Annotated in this window: 16 protein-coding genes; 3 read left to right on the top strand and 13 right to left on the bottom strand. The window is 58.0% G+C overall.

Annotated elements, in window-relative coordinates; genetic code table 11:
• Positions 1-73 precede the first annotated feature (73 nt).
• The 11 genes from GE543_RS03555 to GE543_RS03505 all read right to left on the bottom strand — a co-directional run bounded on the left by GE543_RS03555 (position 74) and on the right by GE543_RS03505 (position 10770).
• Positions 74-748: an NADH-quinone oxidoreductase subunit B family protein gene (locus GE543_RS03555; protein WP_002554012.1), complete on the bottom strand. Its 675-nt coding sequence runs from the start codon at positions 746-748 to the stop codon at positions 74-76.
• Between the two features lie 10 nt (positions 749-758).
• Positions 759-1172: an NADH-quinone oxidoreductase subunit A gene (locus tag GE543_RS03550; protein ID WP_002554011.1), complete on the bottom strand. Its 414-nt coding sequence runs from the start codon at positions 1170-1172 to the stop codon at positions 759-761.
• A 464-nt stretch (positions 1173-1636) separates the two neighbouring features.
• Positions 1637-2962 carry an isocitrate lyase gene (aceA, locus tag GE543_RS03545; protein ID WP_153220702.1) on the bottom strand — a complete coding sequence of 442 codons (1326 nt, stop codon included), beginning with the start codon at positions 2960-2962 and terminating at the stop codon, positions 1637-1639.
• A 528-nt stretch (positions 2963-3490) separates the two neighbouring features.
• Positions 3491-4234, bottom strand: a complete 744-nt coding sequence (locus GE543_RS03540) for a secretin N-terminal domain-containing protein (RefSeq protein WP_153220700.1) — start codon at positions 4232-4234, stop codon at positions 3491-3493.
• A gap of 186 nt (positions 4235-4420) precedes the next feature.
• Positions 4421-4843, bottom strand: coding sequence for a GNAT family N-acetyltransferase (locus tag GE543_RS03535; RefSeq protein ID WP_003317965.1), 423 nt, complete (start codon positions 4841-4843; stop codon positions 4421-4423).
• The gene (locus tag GE543_RS03530) at positions 4836-6002 is read right to left on the bottom strand and encodes a cupin domain-containing protein (protein WP_003395693.1); all 1167 of its coding nucleotides are present in this window, start codon (positions 6000-6002) and stop codon (positions 4836-4838) included. The genes GE543_RS03535 and GE543_RS03530 overlap by 8 nt, the downstream gene beginning before the upstream one ends.
• Before the next feature lie 60 nt (positions 6003-6062).
• Positions 6063-7433, bottom strand: a complete 1371-nt coding sequence (gene purB, locus GE543_RS03525) for an adenylosuccinate lyase (RefSeq protein WP_003371741.1) — start codon at positions 7431-7433, stop codon at positions 6063-6065.
• 131 nt (positions 7434-7564) lie between these two features.
• Positions 7565-8185 carry a high frequency lysogenization protein HflD gene (gene hflD, locus GE543_RS03520; RefSeq protein WP_003417603.1) on the bottom strand — a complete coding sequence of 207 codons (621 nt, stop codon included), beginning with the start codon at positions 8183-8185 and terminating at the stop codon, positions 7565-7567.
• Positions 8185-9315, bottom strand: a complete 1131-nt coding sequence (mnmA, locus tag GE543_RS03515) for a tRNA 2-thiouridine(34) synthase MnmA (protein ID WP_153220698.1) — start codon at positions 9313-9315, stop codon at positions 8185-8187. Before mnmA ends, hflD begins: the two co-directional genes overlap by 1 nt.
• A 60-nt stretch (positions 9316-9375) precedes the next feature.
• Entirely contained in the window at positions 9376-9822 is a 447-nt protein-coding gene (locus tag GE543_RS03510; RefSeq protein ID WP_153220696.1) for an NUDIX hydrolase, read from the bottom strand.
• A 42-nt stretch (positions 9823-9864) separates the two neighbouring features.
• Positions 9865-10770, bottom strand: a complete 906-nt coding sequence (locus GE543_RS03505; protein ID WP_153220694.1) for a LysR family transcriptional regulator — start codon at positions 10768-10770, stop codon at positions 9865-9867.
• Positions 10771-11073: 303 nt separating this feature from the next.
• Here GE543_RS03505 and GE543_RS03500 point away from each other — a divergent pair, with 303 nt between their 5' ends.
• Positions 11074-11955 carry an alpha/beta fold hydrolase gene (locus GE543_RS03500; RefSeq protein WP_153220692.1) on the top strand — a complete coding sequence of 294 codons (882 nt, stop codon included), beginning with the start codon at positions 11074-11076 and terminating at the stop codon, positions 11953-11955.
• Positions 11956-12108: 153 nt separating this feature from the next.
• On the opposite strand, the gene GE543_RS03495 is transcribed toward GE543_RS03500, so the two are convergent.
• The gene (locus GE543_RS03495) at positions 12109-14334 is read right to left on the bottom strand and encodes an NADP-dependent isocitrate dehydrogenase (protein ID WP_153220690.1); all 2226 of its coding nucleotides are present in this window, start codon (positions 14332-14334) and stop codon (positions 12109-12111) included.
• 618 nt (positions 14335-14952) lie between these two features.
• Positions 14953-15237, bottom strand: a complete 285-nt coding sequence (locus GE543_RS03490; RefSeq protein ID WP_032703017.1) for a cold shock domain-containing protein — start codon at positions 15235-15237, stop codon at positions 14953-14955.
• 219 nt (positions 15238-15456) lie between these two features.
• Between GE543_RS03490 and clpS the strand changes: the two genes are divergently transcribed.
• Both clpS and clpA read left to right on the top strand, forming a co-directional pair.
• Positions 15457-15819: an ATP-dependent Clp protease adapter ClpS gene (gene clpS / locus GE543_RS03485; protein ID WP_003405085.1), complete on the top strand. Its 363-nt coding sequence runs from the start codon at positions 15457-15459 to the stop codon at positions 15817-15819.
• A gap of 30 nt (positions 15820-15849) precedes the next feature.
• A complete protein-coding gene (gene clpA / locus GE543_RS03480) occupies positions 15850-18123 on the top strand; it encodes an ATP-dependent Clp protease ATP-binding subunit ClpA (RefSeq protein WP_003371759.1) in 2274 nt (757 codons plus the stop codon).
• Positions 18124-18227 lie beyond the last annotated feature (104 nt).

Here is an 18227-nt window from a genome sequence, read left to right as displayed (position 1 = left end):
GGTCTCAATCACTTCGGTCAACGTACAGAATCAACCCCGGTTCTTGTCTTTTTTATAAGAAGAACGGGCTGGATCAGACTTCGTCGGGGCTGCGCAGGTTGGTCACCTGAATACGCTGTTCGCGGCGCTGTTCCTTTTGCGACGGCATCTCGGCGCGATACACGCCTTGATCGCCAACGACCCAGGAAAGAGGGCGACGCTCCTTGCCGATGGATTCCTGCAACAGCATCAAGCCTTGCAGAAACGCTTCGGGGCGGGGCGGGCAGCCGGGCACGTAGACATCCACGGGAAGGAATTTGTCCACCCCCTGGACCACTGAGTAGATGTCGTACATGCCACCGGAGTTGGCACACGAACCCATGGAAATGACCCACTTGGGTTCGAGCATTTGCTCGTAGAGACGCTGGATGATCGGCGCCATCTTGATGAAGCAGGTACCGGCAATAACCATGAAATCCGCCTGCCGTGGCGACGCCCGGATGACTTCAGCGCCAAAGCGCGCGATGTCGTGGGGGGCCGTGAAGGCGGTGGTCATTTCCACATAGCAGCACGACAGGCCGAAGTTGTAGGGCCACAGGGAGTTTTTACGTCCCCAGTTGACCGCACCGTTCAGCACGTCTTCCAGCTTGCCCATGTAGATGTTTTTGTGGACTTGATCTTCTAACGGATCGGAAACGGTTTCCCGTTTGCCGATGGGGTACTGCTCGTTAGGAGCGTCCGGGTCGATCCTGGTGAGATTATATTGCATCGCCAAAGCCTCATTGTTTCAGCTTCGCTTGCCGATTACGGCGACCTTCAGGAGCCCAGTCAAGAGCGCCAACCCGCCATAGGTAGACAAGACCTGCCAACAGAATTGCTATGAAAACGAGAGCTTCGACGAATCCGGTCCAGCCGCTTTCGCGGACGGACACAGACCAGGCAAAGAGAAAGAGGGCTTCAATGTCAAAGATCACGAAAAGCATCGCGACCAGATAGAATTTTGCGGAGAGACGCAGGCGCGCACTGCCGGTAGGCAGCATGCCGGATTCGAAAGGTTCGTTCTTGCTGCGGCCCCATGCCTTGCTTCCGAGCAGGCTGGACAGACCGAGCATGAAGGCGCAAAGGCCGACAACACCCAAAAGGAAAATGGCGAAGCCCCAGTTATGGGCAATCAGACCTGTCGATTCGGGCATGCTGTCAGTCCTTGTTAGAGAGCAAAGGTCTCTGTGCTTGATAAAGAGTCGAGGCAGTGACGAAATGTCGCAGTGCGGTCAACGGATTGATTTTATGTGCAAACAGTTGGCAAGTAAATTTTCTACATCAAATTTATTTAAGGAATCAATTGCCCAAGGCCTTTCACGGAAGCTGCAGGGCCTGCCAGGCGGGCGTCAGCGGGGATTTCGTTAATTATGTTTCTGGAGCACGAAATGTAAGGAAAGGCAATTTGAATGATAATTAATATCATTTGAAGGGGGCCTTGATAGTTCAGAGTACGGTAGTCGGCGCATAGTGGGTAACGGTACTGCTTATAAAGTGCGCCTTTTGTAGCATTCGCCCGGCAACTGCATATTGTCCGAAATCAATACCGGCACCTTCTTACACAAAAGACAGACCGCCCTTACGGACGGCCTGTCTTTTCAACGCGTTGCGCGGTGTATCAGCGGAATTGCTCTTCTTCGGTCGAGCCGGTCAGTGCGGTTACCGACGATACGCCGCCCTGGATCACGGTCGTCATGTCATCGAAATAGCCGGTGCCCACTTCCTGCTGGTGTGCCACGAAGGTGTAGCCCTTGGCAGCGTCGGCAAACTCCTGCTCCTGCAGCTTCACGTAGGCGGTCATGTCGTTGCGGGCGTAGTCGTGCGCCAGATTGAACATGCTGTGCCACATGTTGTGAATGCCTGCCAGGGTGATGAACTGGTGCTTGTAGCCCATCGCCGACAGCTCGCGCTGAAACCTGGCGATGGTGGCGTCGTCGAGGTTTTTCTTCCAGTTGAAGGACGGCGAGCAGTTGTAGGACAGCAACTGATCGGGGTATTCCTTTTTGATCGCTTCGGCGAAGCGGCGTGCCTCGTCGAGGTCCGGCCTGGCTGTTTCGCACCAGATCAGATCGGCGTAGGGCGCGTACGCCAGGCCACGCGAGATCGCCTGATCGAGACCGGCGCGAACTTTATAGAACCCCTCATGAGTCCGTTCGCCGGTCACGAATGGCTTGTCGTACGGATCGCAATCGGATGTCAGCAAGTCGGCAGCGTTGGCGTCAGTCCGGGCCAGAATGATGGTCGGTACACCGGCTACGTCGGCGGCCAGGCGTGCAGCGACCAGTTTCTGTATGGCTTCCTGAGTCGGGACCAATACCTTGCCGCCCATGTGGCCACATTTCTTCACTGAAGCCAGTTGATCTTCGAAGTGCACCCCGGCGGCACCGGCTTCGATCATGTTTTTCATCAGCTCATAGGCATTGAGTACGCCGCCGAATCCGGCTTCTGCGTCTGCCACGATCGGGGCGAAGTAGTCGATGTAGCCTTCGTCGCCCGGCGCCTTGCCGGCTTTCCACTGGATCTGGTCGGCACGGCGGAACGAGTTGTTGATGCGCTTGACCACGGTCGGCACCGAGTCGACCGGGTACAGCGACTGATCCGGGTACATGGACTCGGCAGAGTTGTTGTCGGCAGCGACCTGCCAGCCGGACAGGTAGATGGCCTGAATACCGGCCTTGACCTGCTGCACGGCCTGGCCGCCAGTGAGGGCACCCATGCAATTGACGAAATCCTTGTCCGGTCGAAAGGACGGTTTGGCACCCTGGGTCACCAGATTCCACAGCTTGTCTGCACCCAGTCGTGCAAAGGTGTGTTCGGGTTGAACCGAGCCGCGCAGGCGGACCACATCTGCAGCGGAGTAAGTACGGGTCACGTTTTTCCAGCGCGGATTTTCAGCCCAGTCTTTCTCGAGAGCCGCTATTTGTTGTTCGCGTGTCAGTGCCATGGTGATAAACCTCTAGAAGTAGGTCTCGTTGGAAAGTCCTGCTCCGCCAAAACGCCTCGTTTATCGAAGGCACGGTAGATGGCTGCTCGCTGATCCGGGGTTTTGCTTGAAGCCGCACGTTACGTGGGTCGCGACGGGTGAACGATGTGCTCGAGGGGAGAGCGGGCGTCCGGACATGAGGCTGTCAGGTGGACAGTCGGGCCTGCAGTGGCGTTGTGCATCACCGTCGGCCTTGCCGGGTTACCGTTTACGCTTCCGTCCCTCGGGACAACTTCGTTCCAGTCGCAACCTCGTCAAACTGCCTTGTGGGCGGTGCGGACACGAATCGGCTCTGCGGGTGTGTGAGAGCGGCGATTCGAAGGCTCTTTGCAAAGCCTCTGATTAGCGGGAGCGAGGCAATCATGCCTCGCACTTCCAGGGGGCGTCAAACGTTTTGTAGTGCTTTTTTAAAAGCACTACATATTTGTGAGAGGTCGACCGACCAGTCATCAAAAGGCCCGTAAGTATTGGGTTTTCAGCCCGCACAGACTATTCGAGGGTTTCGACCTTTACGCGCAAAATCATATCGTCACGACCCTGGGTGGAATAGCGTTGCGCCAGCCCACTCTGATCCGCGACGGATTCATTGCTGTTGCTCGCCAGTGTGATCCATTCTCCCAGCCTGCCGCTCACCTGGCTGTCGGTACTCTGCACTTTGACGGCGTCAGGGCGCTCCTGGCTCATGCGGTCATGATTGGTGCTGATGCTCAGGTGAACTGTGTCGCCGGTCACGCTGGCTGTGACGTAAAACCCCTGGGTGACATTGCGGTACTCGGTGTTGCTTCGGGAGTATCCGTACGCGTCCGTGGAGGAGGATGTCAGCGGCACGCTCTGGCCAACCTGAATGAGTGCAGGGGTGCCTTCGCTGGTTTGCACTTGTTGCACGCCGCCTTCACGACTGGCGGTACCGTACTCGATCACTCGCGAGCCGCTGCCGTTTCGCGTCGCGTTGTCGCTGGTGTCAACGCTGATCAGCAAGCGTTTCGGTGCGGTATCGAGTTGCGAGATCAAGGCGCGAAGTTCTTCGATCTTGCGTGACTCTGCATTCACGATCAGTTGATTGCCGTAGGCGCTGACGGTGCCTTCGTCCCCCAGAAAGGATTTGGCGACCGGCAACAGATCGGCACTGGTGCGGTAGTTGAGCGGCACGACTTCGGTCGCTGCGAAGACGTGAGCGCTGAAGACGATCAGCATCGAGGTGAGCGCTGCATTGAGCAAGTTGCGTACTGACATGTTCATTCTCCGCGGTAAGCGCGTAAAGCATGAGTTTGCCACTGTGTCGGCTGCAGGCAATCAAGCTGAATGGTCAGGCATGAAAAAGCCCTGCCGCTTTTCGGTTCAACCTTGAGAGGGTCGAGCGAAAAAGGGCAGGGCGATGATTATGTAGTGCCGCAGTAAGCGCCTACATAACTGCGTTGATCACGCTTCGCGGAGCATGTCGACGTGTGGCAGGCCGGCTTCGAGAAACTCGTCGCTGATAACCGAAAAGCCGAAGCGCTGATAAAACTCGACGGCCTGCACCTGAGCGCTCAGCTTGAGCGGCTTGAGGCCACGCTGTTCGGCTTCATGGATCACTGCACCCAACAGAGCCTCGCCGACCTTCAGGCCGCGCCAGTCTCTCAGGACTGACAAGCGACCGATCTCGCCATCGGGCAGCAGTCGGGCAGTGCCCACCGCATATTCACCTTCGTACGCAAGAAAGTGCACGGCACCTGCGTCTTCGGCATCCCACTCCAGTTCCGGCGGCACCGATTGTTCGGCAATGAATACCGAATCGCGTATGCGCCGGATATCGGCGTTGTTCTTCTGCCATTGGGCGACAGCTACAGTGACTTTATTCATCGGCAAATCCCAGGCTTCCTTGTTTTACGAGTTCGCAAAGCAAATTGCGCCCCTCGTCATCGGCCAACCATTGGCCAAGGTTTTCGCTGTGCAACGCATCGGCGGCACAGATCAGTTTGAGCAGGTCACGCAGGCTGCCCGGCAGCAGACGGCTCTGGCCACTGGCAAACAGTAGCAGATCGTCATCGACTTCAGACCAGGCCAGCCGTGCGCTCGGGTTACGAATCAGCACCGCGCCCTGCTCGAGGCTGTCGAGCAGGTCCTGTTCTTCCAGCTCAGGGCCGGTCACCAGTTCCGGGTAGCGCGGCTCGGTCATGAACTGGCCGAACCAGGTCAGCAGCAGGCGTTCGTCACTCATGTGCTCGGCCAGCAGCGTTTTCAGGCGATCGAGCGCGTCATGCTGGATCTGGTGAGGATCGCTGACCGGCTGGGCGTCAGCATCGGTATAGCGCTCTTCGTCCGGGATGAACTGGCTGAGGAAGTCGGTGAAGTGGGTCAGGACTTCGGCAGCGCTTGGCGCCCGGAAACCGACCGAGTAGGTCAGGCAGTCGTCGACGGCGACGCCGCAGTGCGCCAGGCGCGGTGGCAGATAAAGCATGTCGCCCGGTTCCAGCGTCCACTCTTCGGTCTTTTCGAATTCGGCAAGGATGCGCAGGTCGGCATGCTGCAGCAGCGGGCTTTCTGCATCGCACATCTGGCCGATCTGCCAGTGGCGTTTGCCATGTCCCTGAAGCAGGAACACATCATAGTTGTCGAAATGCGGACCGACGCTGCCGCCAGGGGCTGCGTAGCTGATCATCACGTCGTCAATCCGCCAGCTGGGCAGAAAACGGAAGTTTTCCAGCAGCTCGCTGACCTCCGGAACGAATTGGTCCACGGCCTGGACCAGCAGCGTCCAGTCGCGCTCGGGCAGCTTGCTGAACTCGTCTTCAGCGAACGGGCCACGACGCAGCTCCCACGGACGCTCGCCGTTTTCGATGACCAGGCGCGACTCCACTTCTTCTTCCAGGGCGAGGCCGGCAAGCTCGTCCGCGTCGATCGGGCTTTGAAAGTCCGGCAGAGCCTGGCGGATCAGCAGCGGTTTTTTCTGCCAGTAGTCACGCAGGAAAACGCGAGCACTGATGCCGCCCAGAAGTTGTAGAGGAATATCAGGATTCATGTGTAAGCCCTTGAAATGAAAACGCCCGGCACAGCCGGGCGTGTGCAATTTTTTTGCGTGTCAGATGCGCTTGGCCTGAGCGGCTGCGTTACCGATGTAATTGGCCGGCGTGAGCTTCTTGAGCTCGGCCTTGGCTTCGGCAGGCATGTCCAGACCGTCGATGAAAGTCTGCAACGCTTCAGGACCGATGCCCTTGCCGCGTGTCAGCTCTTTCAGTTTTTCGTACGGGTTTTCGATGTTGTAACGACGCATGACAGTCTGAATCGGCTCCGCCAGAACTTCCCAGCAGGCGTCCAGATCGGCGGCAATGCGCTGTTCGTTCAGTTCCAGCTTGCTGATGCCCTTGAGACTGGCTTCGTAGGCAATGACGCTGTGGGCAAAGCCGACGCCCAGGTTGCGCAGCACGGTGGAGTCGGTCAGGTCACGCTGCCAGCGCGAGACAGGCAGCTTGCTCGCCAGGTGCTGGAACAGTGCGTTGGCGATGCCCAGGTTACCTTCGGAGTTTTCGAAGTCGATCGGGTTGACCTTGTGCGGCATGGTCGAGGAGCCGATTTCGCCAGCAATGGTGCGCTGCTTGAAATAGCCCAGCGAGATGTAGCCCCAGATGTCACGGTCGAAGTCGATCAGGATGGTGTTGAAACGCGCAATGGCATCGAACAGCTCGGCAATGTAGTCGTGCGGTTCGATCTGCGTGGTGTAGGGGTTGAAGCCCAGGCCCAGCTCGTCTTCGATGAAGGCGCGCGCGTTGGCTTCCCAGTCGATGTCTGCGTAGGCAGAGAGGTGGGCATTGTAGTTGCCGACTGCGCCGTTGATCTTGCCGAGCAACGGGACTGCCGCGATCTGGCTGATCTGACGCTCAAGGCGGTAGACGACGTTGGCCAGTTCCTTGCCCAGTGTGGTCGGGGAGGCGGGCTGGCCGTGGGTACGGGACAGCATCGGCACGTCTGCGAAGCGAATCGCCAGCTCGCGGATAGCGTCGGCGATCTGGCGCATCAGCGGCAGCACGACAGTGTCGCGGCCCTCGCGCAGCATCAATGCGTGAGACAGGTTGTTGATGTCTTCGCTGGTGCAGGCGAAGTGGATGAACTCGCTGACCTTTTCCAGCTCTGGCAATTTGGCAGCCTGCTCCTTGAGCAGATACTCCACAGCCTTGACGTCATGATTGGTGGTGCGCTCGATTTCCTTGACGCGCTCGGCATGCTCCACGGAGAAGTCTTCAGCCAGGGCATCCAGGATGGCGTTGGCTTGCGCGGAGAAGGCCGGAACTTCGGTGATCTGCGGGTGAGCCGCAAGACGCTGGAGCCAGCGAACTTCAACCATCACGCGGAAACGGATCAGGCCGTATTCGCTGAAGATAGGGCGCAAGGCCTGGGTTTTGCCGGCGTAGCGGCCATCAACAGGGGAAACCGCAGTGAGCGAAGAAAGCTGCATGGGATGCTCTCGGACAGTCGGGCGACGAAAAGGGCGCATATCATACATGAAAAGTCAGTCGGACCGGAGCCCGCTGACCAGCGTAGACAGCGTCGTGCCTGGGGTGGTGAAGGTCATTGGCGCGCGGCGGGTCAGCCGTGCAGCAATGGGTAGAGTTCTTTCAACAACTTGCGGCGGCTGAACACCAGTTGCCAGCGATGACCGCCAACTTGCCGCCACAGCCGGGCAGAGCGAATACCGGCCAGCAAAATGCCGCGAATCTTCGAGGCATTGTTCGGCTGCTGCAGGTTGCGCATGTCGCCTTGTACCTGTATGCGCTGGCGCAAGGTGCTCAGGGTGTCCTGATACAGCGCGCCGGTCGCGGCAATCACGTTCTCGTGGGCGATGCCAAAATGCTCGACCTGGGACTGAATCACCGGAATGCGTTTGCCGATCACTTCAAGCAGGTCATCGCGCTTGGCCAACTGACGCTCGAGGCCGAGCATCGACAGGGCGTAGCGCAAAGGCTCGCGTTGCAAGGTTGCCGGGTCACGCTCCAGGGCGCTGGCCATGGCGCGATAGCCTTCGTGCAGATTGAGGTCGTCGCCGCCGAAGACGTCCAGTGTGTCCTTGGGGTCGACCACCAGCAGGCTGCCGAGCATGCAGCTCAGGGCCGCTTCGCTGATCTGACCGGTCTTGGCGATCCGGTCGACCAGCACGGCGGCCTGGAATACACCACCCAGAGCGATCAGTTGTTCCTGAGTCGGGCTCATCAACGCTTGTCCTTGCTGGTCCAGGGTTCGGCAATTTCGATCACGCCGCCACCCAGACAGATTTCGCCGTCGTAGAACACCACGGACTGACCGGGAGTGACGGCGCGTTGCGGGTCATCGAATGTGGCGCGGTAACCGTCGGCGGATTTTTCCAGCGTGCATGGCTGGTCGCCCTGACGATAACGGACCTTCGCGGTGAGCCTGCGCGGGCTGCTCAGGTCGATAGGGTTGACCCAATAGATTTCCGAAGAAACCAGCGCACGGGAAAACAGCCAGGGGTGATCATTGCCTTGACCGACAATCAGTTCATTGTTGTCCAGGTCCTTGACCAGCACGTACCACGGATCATCGCTGGCATCCTTGAGACCGCCGATGCCCAGACCCTGACGCTGGCCGATGGTGTGGTACATCAGGCCGCTGTGACGACCGATGACTTCACCTTCGGTGGTCTTGATTTCGCCTGGCTGGGCGGGCAGGTACTGACGCAGAAAATCGGTGAAGCGGCGCTCGCCAATGAAGCAGATTCCGGTGGAGTCCTTCTTCTTGGCAGTGGCCAGGCCATGTTTTTCGGCAATGGCGCGCACTTCCGGTTTTTCCAGCTCGCCAACCGGGAACAGCGTACGGGCAATCTGCTCGCCGCCAACGGCGTGCAGGAAGTAGCTCTGGTCCTTGTTCGGGTCCAGGCCCTTGAGCAGTTCGGTGCGTCCATCGATGTCGCGGCGGCGTACGTAGTGGCCTGTAGCAATAAGGTCGGCGCCGAGCATCAGTGCGTAGTCGAGAAACGCCTTGAACTTGATTTCCCGGTTACACAGGATGTCCGGATTCGGCGTGCGCCCGGCCTTGTACTCTTCCAGGAAGTGCTCGAAGACGTTGTCCCAGTACTCGGCCGCGAAGTTGGCCGTGTGCAGCTTGATGCCGATCTTGTCGCACACGGCCTGGGCATCTGCCAGGTCCTCGCGGGCGGTGCAGTATTCCGTTCCGTCGTCTTCTTCCCAGTTCTTCATGAACAAGCCTTCCACCTGATAACCCTGCTCCATGAGCAGTACGGCGGAAACGGAAGAGTCCACGCCGCCGGACATGCCGACTATGACGCGCTTCATTTCTGAGTTCGAGGGGGCTGGATCACGCATGGGGATTCAACGGCTGACCTGTAAAAGGACGCGATTCTATCAGGCTGAGGGCGTCGAGTCTCACGCCTTGTCGCGCAGCAGGTCGAGACTGAAATGTTCACCATCGAGGTAGTCGTTCAGGCAGCGCAATACCAGCTCGCTGCGCCAGCGCTCCTGCTGGGCTATCAGTTCATCGCGAGTCAGCCAGACTGCGCCGACGATACCTTCATCGAGTTGATATTCCGGATGGTGGCGCAGGGCCTTGGCGGCAAAGCAGATGCGCTGGTAGGTCACGCCATTGCTCGGTGCGGTGTACAGGTAGATGCCCACCACGCTGGTCAATTCGACGTCCCAGCCGGTTTCTTCCAGGGTTTCACGCACCGCAGCGCGTTGCAGGCTCTCGTTCGGGTCGAGGTGCCCGGCGGGTTGGTTGAGTACGGCGCGTCCGCCTTTGATTTCTTCGACGAACAGAAAGCGGCCTTGATCTTCGACGATGGTGGCGACAGTAACGTGGGCTTGCCAGGTCATGATAAGGGTCTCCTTGCAGGGTAATGAGTCAGCCGTAACAGCTTATTGTTGCTCGAACTGCAGATCATGCCTCAAGGCGCTGACGCAGAAGTCCACAAAGGCTCGCACTTTGGATGAGCGACGACGGCCCTCCAGGTAAACAACGTGAACCGGTTCCGGCATTATTTCGAACGTGTCCAGAACGCACTTGAGCCTGCCTTCCTGCAGGTGCTCGCGTATCTGATAGTGCGGCACCTGGGTCAGTCCCCAGCCCTGTAACGCTGCGCTGATCGCCGCCTGATAAGACGTCAGGCTGAGTCTCGAGGCAACGTCTACTGAATAATGCTTGTCATCGATCCGGAAAAGCCAGTGAGGCGAGCGTTCGGCGGTGGTGGTTGAAACTGTCGAATGCTGTCGCAAATCGTCGGGATGCTGCGGGGCTCCATGCTTTTCGAGATAGGCAGGGGAGGCGCAAACCATGCGCCGCACGCTACCTGTCGGGATTGCGGTAAGAGACGAATCGGGCAGGGTGCCGATCCTGACCGCCACGTCGACGCCCTCATCAAGCATGGACACTACCCGGTCGACCAGAATGGCGCGGATGTCGACAGCCGGAAACCGCTCGAGAAAGCTCGTCATTACGGGCACGACATGCAGCGCGCCGAACATCTGAGGTGCAGTGACCGTCAGCATTCCGCCTGGCAACGCATGCAAGCCGCCTGCCGCGCTTTCAGCCTCATCAAGGTCGGCAAGCAGTCGGCGGCAATCAGCGGCGAAGCGCTGGCCCGCCTCGGTGAGCCGCATATTGCGAGTGGTGCGCACCACCAGCAGGATGCCCAGGCGGCTCTCCAGGCTCGCGACAGCCCGGGTGACCGTGGCGGTCGACAGGCCAAAGTGGCGAGCCACCCCGGCAAAACTGGTTTGCTCGGCAAGTGCGGCAAAAAGCGTCATTTCCTGAATACGGTCCATAGGCCGCCTGCTTGCCACGAGAGATGTGAAATCGTATCAGCATTTCAGATTTTGAAATGGTGAATTGATTTTTGCGGTGATTCTGCATTTCAGACGCAATGATTAGGATGGCGACTCATTCATCCAGCCCGGTCAGACTTTTCTATGAAAAATTTCGGTTCAGCCGACGCTGAAAATGCCGCATCCGGTGTCAGTCGGCGCAAGGTTTTACAGGTGTCAGCGTTAGGCGCTGCTTCTGCTCTCGGGGCGTCGTTGGTGAGCGCCGCTTCTGCAAGCAATAAACCTCTATCCAGGGAAAATGCAATGAACAGTGATGATGCCTTCCGCGTGACGTTTCACACTCAGCAGGTAGGGGACGTCAATGTGTTCTATCGCGAAGTCGGGCCCAAGGACGCCCCGGTGCTGCTGTTGCTTCATGGTTTTCCGAGTTCCAGCCACATGTTTCGCGACCTGATGCCCTTGCTGGCGAGTCAGTACCGCCTGATCGCTCCCGATTTGCCTGGATTCGGTAATACCAAGGCTCCACCGCGCGGGCAGTTCGATTACACATTCGAAAACCTTTACAAGGTGATCGAGGGCTTCACCGAGGCATTGGGCCTGAAGAAGTACGCGTTATACCTATTCGACTATGGCGCACCGACAGGTTTGCGGCTCGCAGCGGCGAACCCGGAGAAGGTCACTGCAATCATCAGTCAGAACGGCAACGCCTATCTGGAAGGATTCAGCGATCAATGGGGCCCGTGGCAAGCCTATTGGCGCGAGCCTTCGGCGGCCAATCGCGAAGCCTGTCGCGCCTCGTTGTCACCGCAAGTCATCCGGGACTGGCAATACGGTACGGGAGCCGATCCTGAAAAGCTTTCTCCCGATGGCTACAACCTCGACATTCTGTATATGGCGCGGCCGGGCGCAGAAGAGATCCAGCTTGACCTGATTCTTGACTACCGCAGTAACGTAGCGGCTTACCCCTCGTTTCAGGAATACCTGCGCAAATATCAGCCTCCCTTGCTGGCGGTCTGGGGCAAGCACGATCCGGCGTTCATACCGCCCGGCGCGCATGCTTATCGCAAGGACGTCCCGGCTGCTGAAGTGCATCTGCTGGATGCAGGGCACTTTGCATTGGAAACACACGCGCCTGAGGTCGCCGAATACATTCGCGACTTTCTTTCGCGCACGCTGAAAAGCTGAAAGGGGGTGATCATGTTCTTGAGCTGGGATCTCCCAGTTGCGAGAGATCACACCTGTAGCTGAAATTTTTCATGGGTAAAAAAAATCCCCGGCAACAAGCCGGGGATTTTTTTGCGAGGCGGTGCATTTTTATGCACCGCCTCGGATTGCCTCTTACAGCGCGGCGATGGCCGCGTTGAGCGTGGCGCTCGGGCGCATGGCCTTGCTGGTGACTTCCGGGTTAGGGAAGTAGTAGCCGCCAATGTCCACCGGCTTGCCCTGAACGGCGTTCAGCTCGGCAACGATTTTTTCTTCGTTGTCGGTCAGGGTCTTGGCCAGAGGTGCGAACTGCGCCTTGAGGTCTGCATCGTCGTTCTGAGCAGCCAGTGCCTGAGCCCAGAACAGGGTCAGGTAGAAGTGGCTGCCGCGGTTGTCGATACCGCCTACCTTGCGCGAAGGCGACTTGTTGCGGTCCAGGAACTCGCCAGTGGCCTGGTCGAGGGTCTTGGACAGAACCAGCGCTTTCGGATTGTTGTAAGCATGGCCCAGATGCTCGAGCGACGCCGCCAGAGCCAGGAATTCGCCCAGCGAATCCCAGCGCAGGAAGTTTTCCTCGACGAACTGCTGCACGTGCTTCGGAGCCGAACCACCCGCGCCGGTTTCGAACAGACCGCCGCCGTTCATCAGCGGAACGATCGACAGCATCTTCGCGCTGGTGCCCAGTTCCATAATCGGGAACAGGTCAGTCAGGTAGTCGCGCAGAACGTTGCCGGTCACCGAAATGGTGTCCTTGCCTGCGCGAGTGCGTTCCAGGGTCAGCTTCATCGCGTCGACAGGTGACAGGATCTGGATATCCAGGCCCGACGTGTCGTGATCGCCCAGGTACTTGCGCACTTTCTCGATCATCACGCTGTCGTGGGCGCGGGACGAGTCCAGCCAGAAGATAGCCGGGGTGTTGCTGGCGCGGGCACGGTTGACGGCCAGTTTCACCCAATCCTGGATCGGTGCATCCTTGGCCTGGCACATACGCCAGATATCGCCGGCTTCGACGTTCTGTTCCATCAGCAGGTTGCCCTGGCTGTCGGTTACGCGAACCACGCCGTTGGTCTGAATGTGGAACGTCTTGTCGTGGGAGCCATACTCTTCGGCCTTCTGAGCCATCAGGCCGACGTTCGGTACGCTGCCCATGGTAGTCGGGTCGAATGCGCCATTTTTCTTGCAGTCTTCGATGACCGCTTGATAAATGGTGGCGTAGCAGCGATCCGGAATGACGGCCTTGGCATCGTGCAACTGACCGTCTGTGCCCCACATCTTGCCGGAGTCACGAATCATCGCTGGCATCGAGGCGTCGACGATAACGTCGCTCGGCACGTGCAGGTTGGTGATGCCCTTGTCGGAATTGACCATCGCCAGCTGTGGACGAACGGCATAGACCGCTTTGATGTCAGCCTTGATTTCTGCCTGCTTGTCAGCGGGCAGGGCAGTGATACGCTCGTACAGGTCGCCGATGCCGTTGTTCAGGCTGAAGCCGATCTGCTTGAGCGTATCGGCGTGCTTGGTCAGCGCGTCCTTGTAGAACTCGTCGACAATCTGGCCAAACATGATCGGGTCGGAGATCTTCATCATGGTGGCTTTCAAGTGCACCGAAAACAGCACGCCCTGCTTGCGGGCGTCTTCGATTTCGGCAGCAATGAAGCTGCGCAGGGCCTTGGCGCTCATGACCGAGCAGTCGACGACTTCGCCAGCCTTGACGGAGGTTTTTTCCTTCAGGACGGTGGTGGTGCCGTCCTGGGCGACGAGCTCGATCTTGACGGTGTTGTCGGCTGCGATCTCGGCGGCTTTTTCGCTGCCGTAGAAGTCGCCGTTGCTCATGTGTGCAACGTGAGCCTTGGAGTCAGCTGACCAGGCGCCCATCTTGTGCGGGTGCTTACGCGCGTAGTTCTTGACCGACAGTGGGGCACGGCGATCGGAGTTGCCTTCGCGCAGAACCGGGTTCACGGCGCTGCCCTTGGTCTTGTCGTAGCGTGCGCGGATTTCTTTTTCCGCGTCGGTGGCAGGGTTTTCAGGGTAGTCGGGAATCTTGTAGCCCTGATCCTGAAGCTCCTTGATGGTCGCCTTCAATTGCGGGACCGAGGCGCTGATGTTAGGCAGCTTGATGATGTTGGCTTCTGGCGTAGTGGCCAGTTTGCCCAGCTCGGCGAGATGATCCGGCACTTGTTGATCGGCGCCAAGCGACTCCGGGAAGCTTGAAAGAACACGGCCCGCCAGGGAGATGTCGCGCGTTTCCACGTCGATATCGGAGGAGGCTGTGAACGCTTCGATAATAGGCAGCAGCGAATAGGTGGCGAGGGCCGGAGCTTCGTCGGTGAAGGTGTAGATGATCTTCGAGCGGTTGGACATTCGTATTAACTCTCTTTTGCTGAGCATGCACAAAATCTCGATACGCGCATTCTAAGCGCGCTTGCCCACGGTTCGGCCATGAGCCAGGTCGAGGTTTATTCGCGGTGATGTTGGGTGCATCAGTCGAGCGTCAAGCTGTCGGGTCAGGTAGCAGCCCGACGCATAAGGAAGGCCGAGGGTCAGAATTCGGACGGGTCGGCCTTGATGACTCTGCGGTCACGGCGCGAGTATATCAAACCATTGGCACCAAGCATTAATGCTATGCGAGCTATCGAAAAATGAATATCCGCCGTTGGTCGAACGCGCAGTCTTCCATACAGGTGTCTGGAATGCCTGCATGTGGGGCTTGGCAAGCGCTGAGGCGGGGGATCGGATGGGAAGGGCGATTTTCGTTGCTCAGAGGGGTTTGGAGCAGACGAGCGGAACGTCCTGAATTGGAGTCTGGGCATCCGCGGTGCAATAACCGCTAATTCGACACCCTGTGGAGCGTGACGGATATAAAACAGACCAATGTCCCTGTCTTTTTACGTCTCCGGCAAAGCTCATTGCATGTTTCTATTAATTCGGCTGGCTCTGATGGCTGCCACTATAGGTCTAATCACTTTTTCAACATGAGTATCAGGCGTCCGCGTGAGCGTGGTCCTGCTGGTGCAGCGGATTTGTTTCTTTTGCCGGATCCAGCTTTTTTTCTTCCGAACTGCTGATTTTTATCGCCTGAAGCCCTTTTGGACCGTGGACGCGTTCAAATCTGACTTTCTGGCCAGCCCTTAGAGTTTTGTAACCGTCCATTTCGATGGCCGAGAAATGAACGAACAGATCCTCGTCACTCTTGTCTTCAGCGTTTATGAACCCAAACCCTTTTGCATTGTTGAACCACTTGACTTTTCCTTCAATCATCACCATCTCCCTCTGCAAAGGACTCCGTCAGGAGTATCATCCACTTCAATCCGCTGCCCACCCAAAAAAATTTTGGTTGACTGCGCGGACCCTTTTTACCCAATGTGGGCTCTATTGTTTGTAACACCGTTTAGCTGATAGTCAAGGTCATGTGGCAGCCCATTTAAAAACCGTCCAGACTGCGACTAAATTGCTCAATCCGCCCTCAAACGAACATTTCTTTCCATGCATGCATTCAGCAAGATTCGACTAACATTCAATCAGGATGATCCGCAGTCGCACGAGGACGACTCGGCGGGCATTGCGGTGCAGGACGCCAAGCCGACCCTGCAGGCGCCACCGATGTACAAGGTGGTTTTATTCAACGATGACTACACCCCGATGGATTTCGTCGTAGAAGTACTCGAGGTGTTTTTTAATCTGAATCGTGAGCTGGCCACCAAAGTCATGCTGGCCGTCCATACAGAGGGACGGGCAGTCTGCGGATTGTTTACCCGCGACATCGCCGAGACCAAGGCAATGCAGGTCAATCAATACGCCAGGGAGAGCCAGCATCCGCTACTCTGTGAGATCGAGAAGGACGGTTAAACGCCGACCACTTGGGTATGAGGTGAAGCTATGTTAAACCGTGAGCTCGAAGTCACCCTCAATCTTGCCTTCAAGGAGGCACGTTCGAAGCGTCATGAGTTCATGACGGTCGAGCATCTCCTGCTGGCTCTATTGGATAATGAGGCTGCAGCCACTGTCCTGCGTGCCTGCGGCGCAAACCTCGATAAACTCAAGCATGATCTGCAGGAGTTCATCGACTCCACTACTCCGCTGATCCCCGTTCATGACGAGGACCGCGAGACACAACCGACGCTCGGGTTCCAGCGTGTGCTGCAACGGGCAGTCTTCCATGTGCAGAGCTCAGGCAAGCGCGAAGTGACCGGCGCCAATGTGCTGGTTGCGATTTTCAGTGAGCAGGAAAGCCAGGCCGTATTTCTGCTCAAGCAGCAGAGCGTGGCCCGGATCGATGTCGTCAACTACATCGCCCACGGTATCTCCAAGGTTCCAGGGCATGGCGAACACTCTTCTGAAGGTGAACAGGATATGCAGGATGACGAGGGCGGTGAAGCATCTTCCTCAGGCAATCCTCTGGATGCCTATGCCAGCAATCTGAACGAGTTGGCGCGTCAGGGGCGCATCGATCCACTGGTCGGCCGCGAAAGCGAAGTCGAGCGGGTTGCACAGATTCTGGCTCGTCGTCGCAAGAACAATCCTTTGCTGGTCGGTGAAGCGGGTGTCGGTAAAACGGCCATCGCCGAAGGTCTGGCCAAGCGCATCGTCGACAATCAGGTGCCTGACCTGCTTGCCAACAGCGTCGTCTACTCGCTCGACCTGGGCGCATTGCTGGCCGGGACGAAATACCGCGGCGATTTCGAGAAGCGCTTCAAGGCGTTGCTCAACGAGCTGCGCAAGCGTCCTCAGGCGATCCTGTTCATTGACGAGATCCACACGATCATCGGTGCTGGCGCAGCTTCCGGCGGGGTGATGGATGCTTCCAACCTGCTCAAGCCGCTGCTGTCGTCCGGCGAGATCCGTTGTATCGGTTCGACCACCTTTCAGGAGTTTCGCGGGATTTTCGAGAAGGATCGTGCCCTGGCACGTCGCTTCCAGAAAGTCGACGTGTCCGAGCCTTCGGTCGAGGACACCATCGGCATCCTGCGCGGCCTGAAAAGCCGTTTCGAGCAGCATCACAGCATCGAGTATAGCGACGAGGCCCTGCGCGCCGCCGCCGAGCTCGCTTCGCGCTACATCAACGACCGTCATATGCCTGACAAAGCCATTGATGTGATCGATGAAGCGGGTGCCTATCAGCGTCTGCAGCCTGTCGAACAACGCGTCAAGCGTATCGACGTGCCTCAGGTCGAAGACATTGTCGCCAAGATCGCGCGCATTCCGCCAAAGCACGTCAACAGTTCCGACAAGGAACTGCTGCGTAATCTGGAGCGCGATCTCAAGCTCACGGTGTTTGGACAGGATGCGGCCATCGATTCGTTGTCGACTGCGATCAAACTGTCTCGGGCAGGTCTCAAGTCGCCTGACAAACCGGTCGGTTCGTTCCTGTTTGCCGGTCCTACGGGCGTCGGCAAGACCGAGGCGGCTCGTCAGCTGGCCAAGGCTCTGGGCGTCGAGTTGATCCGTTTCGACATGTCCGAGTACATGGAACGGCATACCGTTTCCCGTCTGATCGGTGCGCCTCCGGGCTACGTCGGTTTCGATCAGGGCGGTCTGCTGACCGAGGCCATCACCCGTCAGCCGCATTGCGTGCTGTTGCTCGATGAAATCGAAAAGGCTCACCCGGAAGTCTTCAATCTGCTTCTGCAGGTGATGGACCACGGTACGCTGACCGACAATAACGGGCGCAAGGCGGACTTCCGCAATGTGATCGTGATCATGACTACCAACGCCGGGGCCGAGTCTGCTGCGCGCGCTTCGATCGGTTTCACGCATCAGGACCACTCGTCTGACGCGATGGAAGTGATCAAGAAGAGCTTCACGCCGGAGTTCCGCAACCGTCTGGATACCATCATTCAGTTCGGTCGCCTCAGCCACGAAGTCATCAAGAGCGTGGTCGACAAGTTCCTCACCGAGCTTCAGGCCCAGCTGGAAGACAAGCGCGTACTGCTCGAAGTGTCCGAGGCGGCGAGAAGCTGGCTGGCGCAGGGTGGTTACGATGCGGCAATGGGTGCCAGACCTATGGCGCGCCTGATTCAGGACAAGATCAAACGGCCTCTCGCCGAAGAGATCCTGTTCGGCGAACTGTCAGAACATGGCGGCGTGGTTCACATCGATATCAAGGATGGCGAGATCACCTTTGATTTCGAAACCACGGCAGAAATGGCCTGATAGCCGACGCCTCGCCCCGCATCATTGATGGATGCGGGGCAGGTCGAAGACATCGACTGTAAAAAACAGGCATACAAAAACGCCCGGCTTATGCCGGGCGTTTT

The sequence above is a fragment of the Pseudomonas sp. SZ57 genome (genome assembly GCF_009495975.1).
Classification (GTDB): domain Bacteria; phylum Pseudomonadota; class Gammaproteobacteria; order Pseudomonadales; family Pseudomonadaceae; genus Aquipseudomonas; species Aquipseudomonas syringae.
Note: the sequence above shows the minus strand (reverse complement) of the source record. Positions and strands in the feature narration are given on the sequence as shown.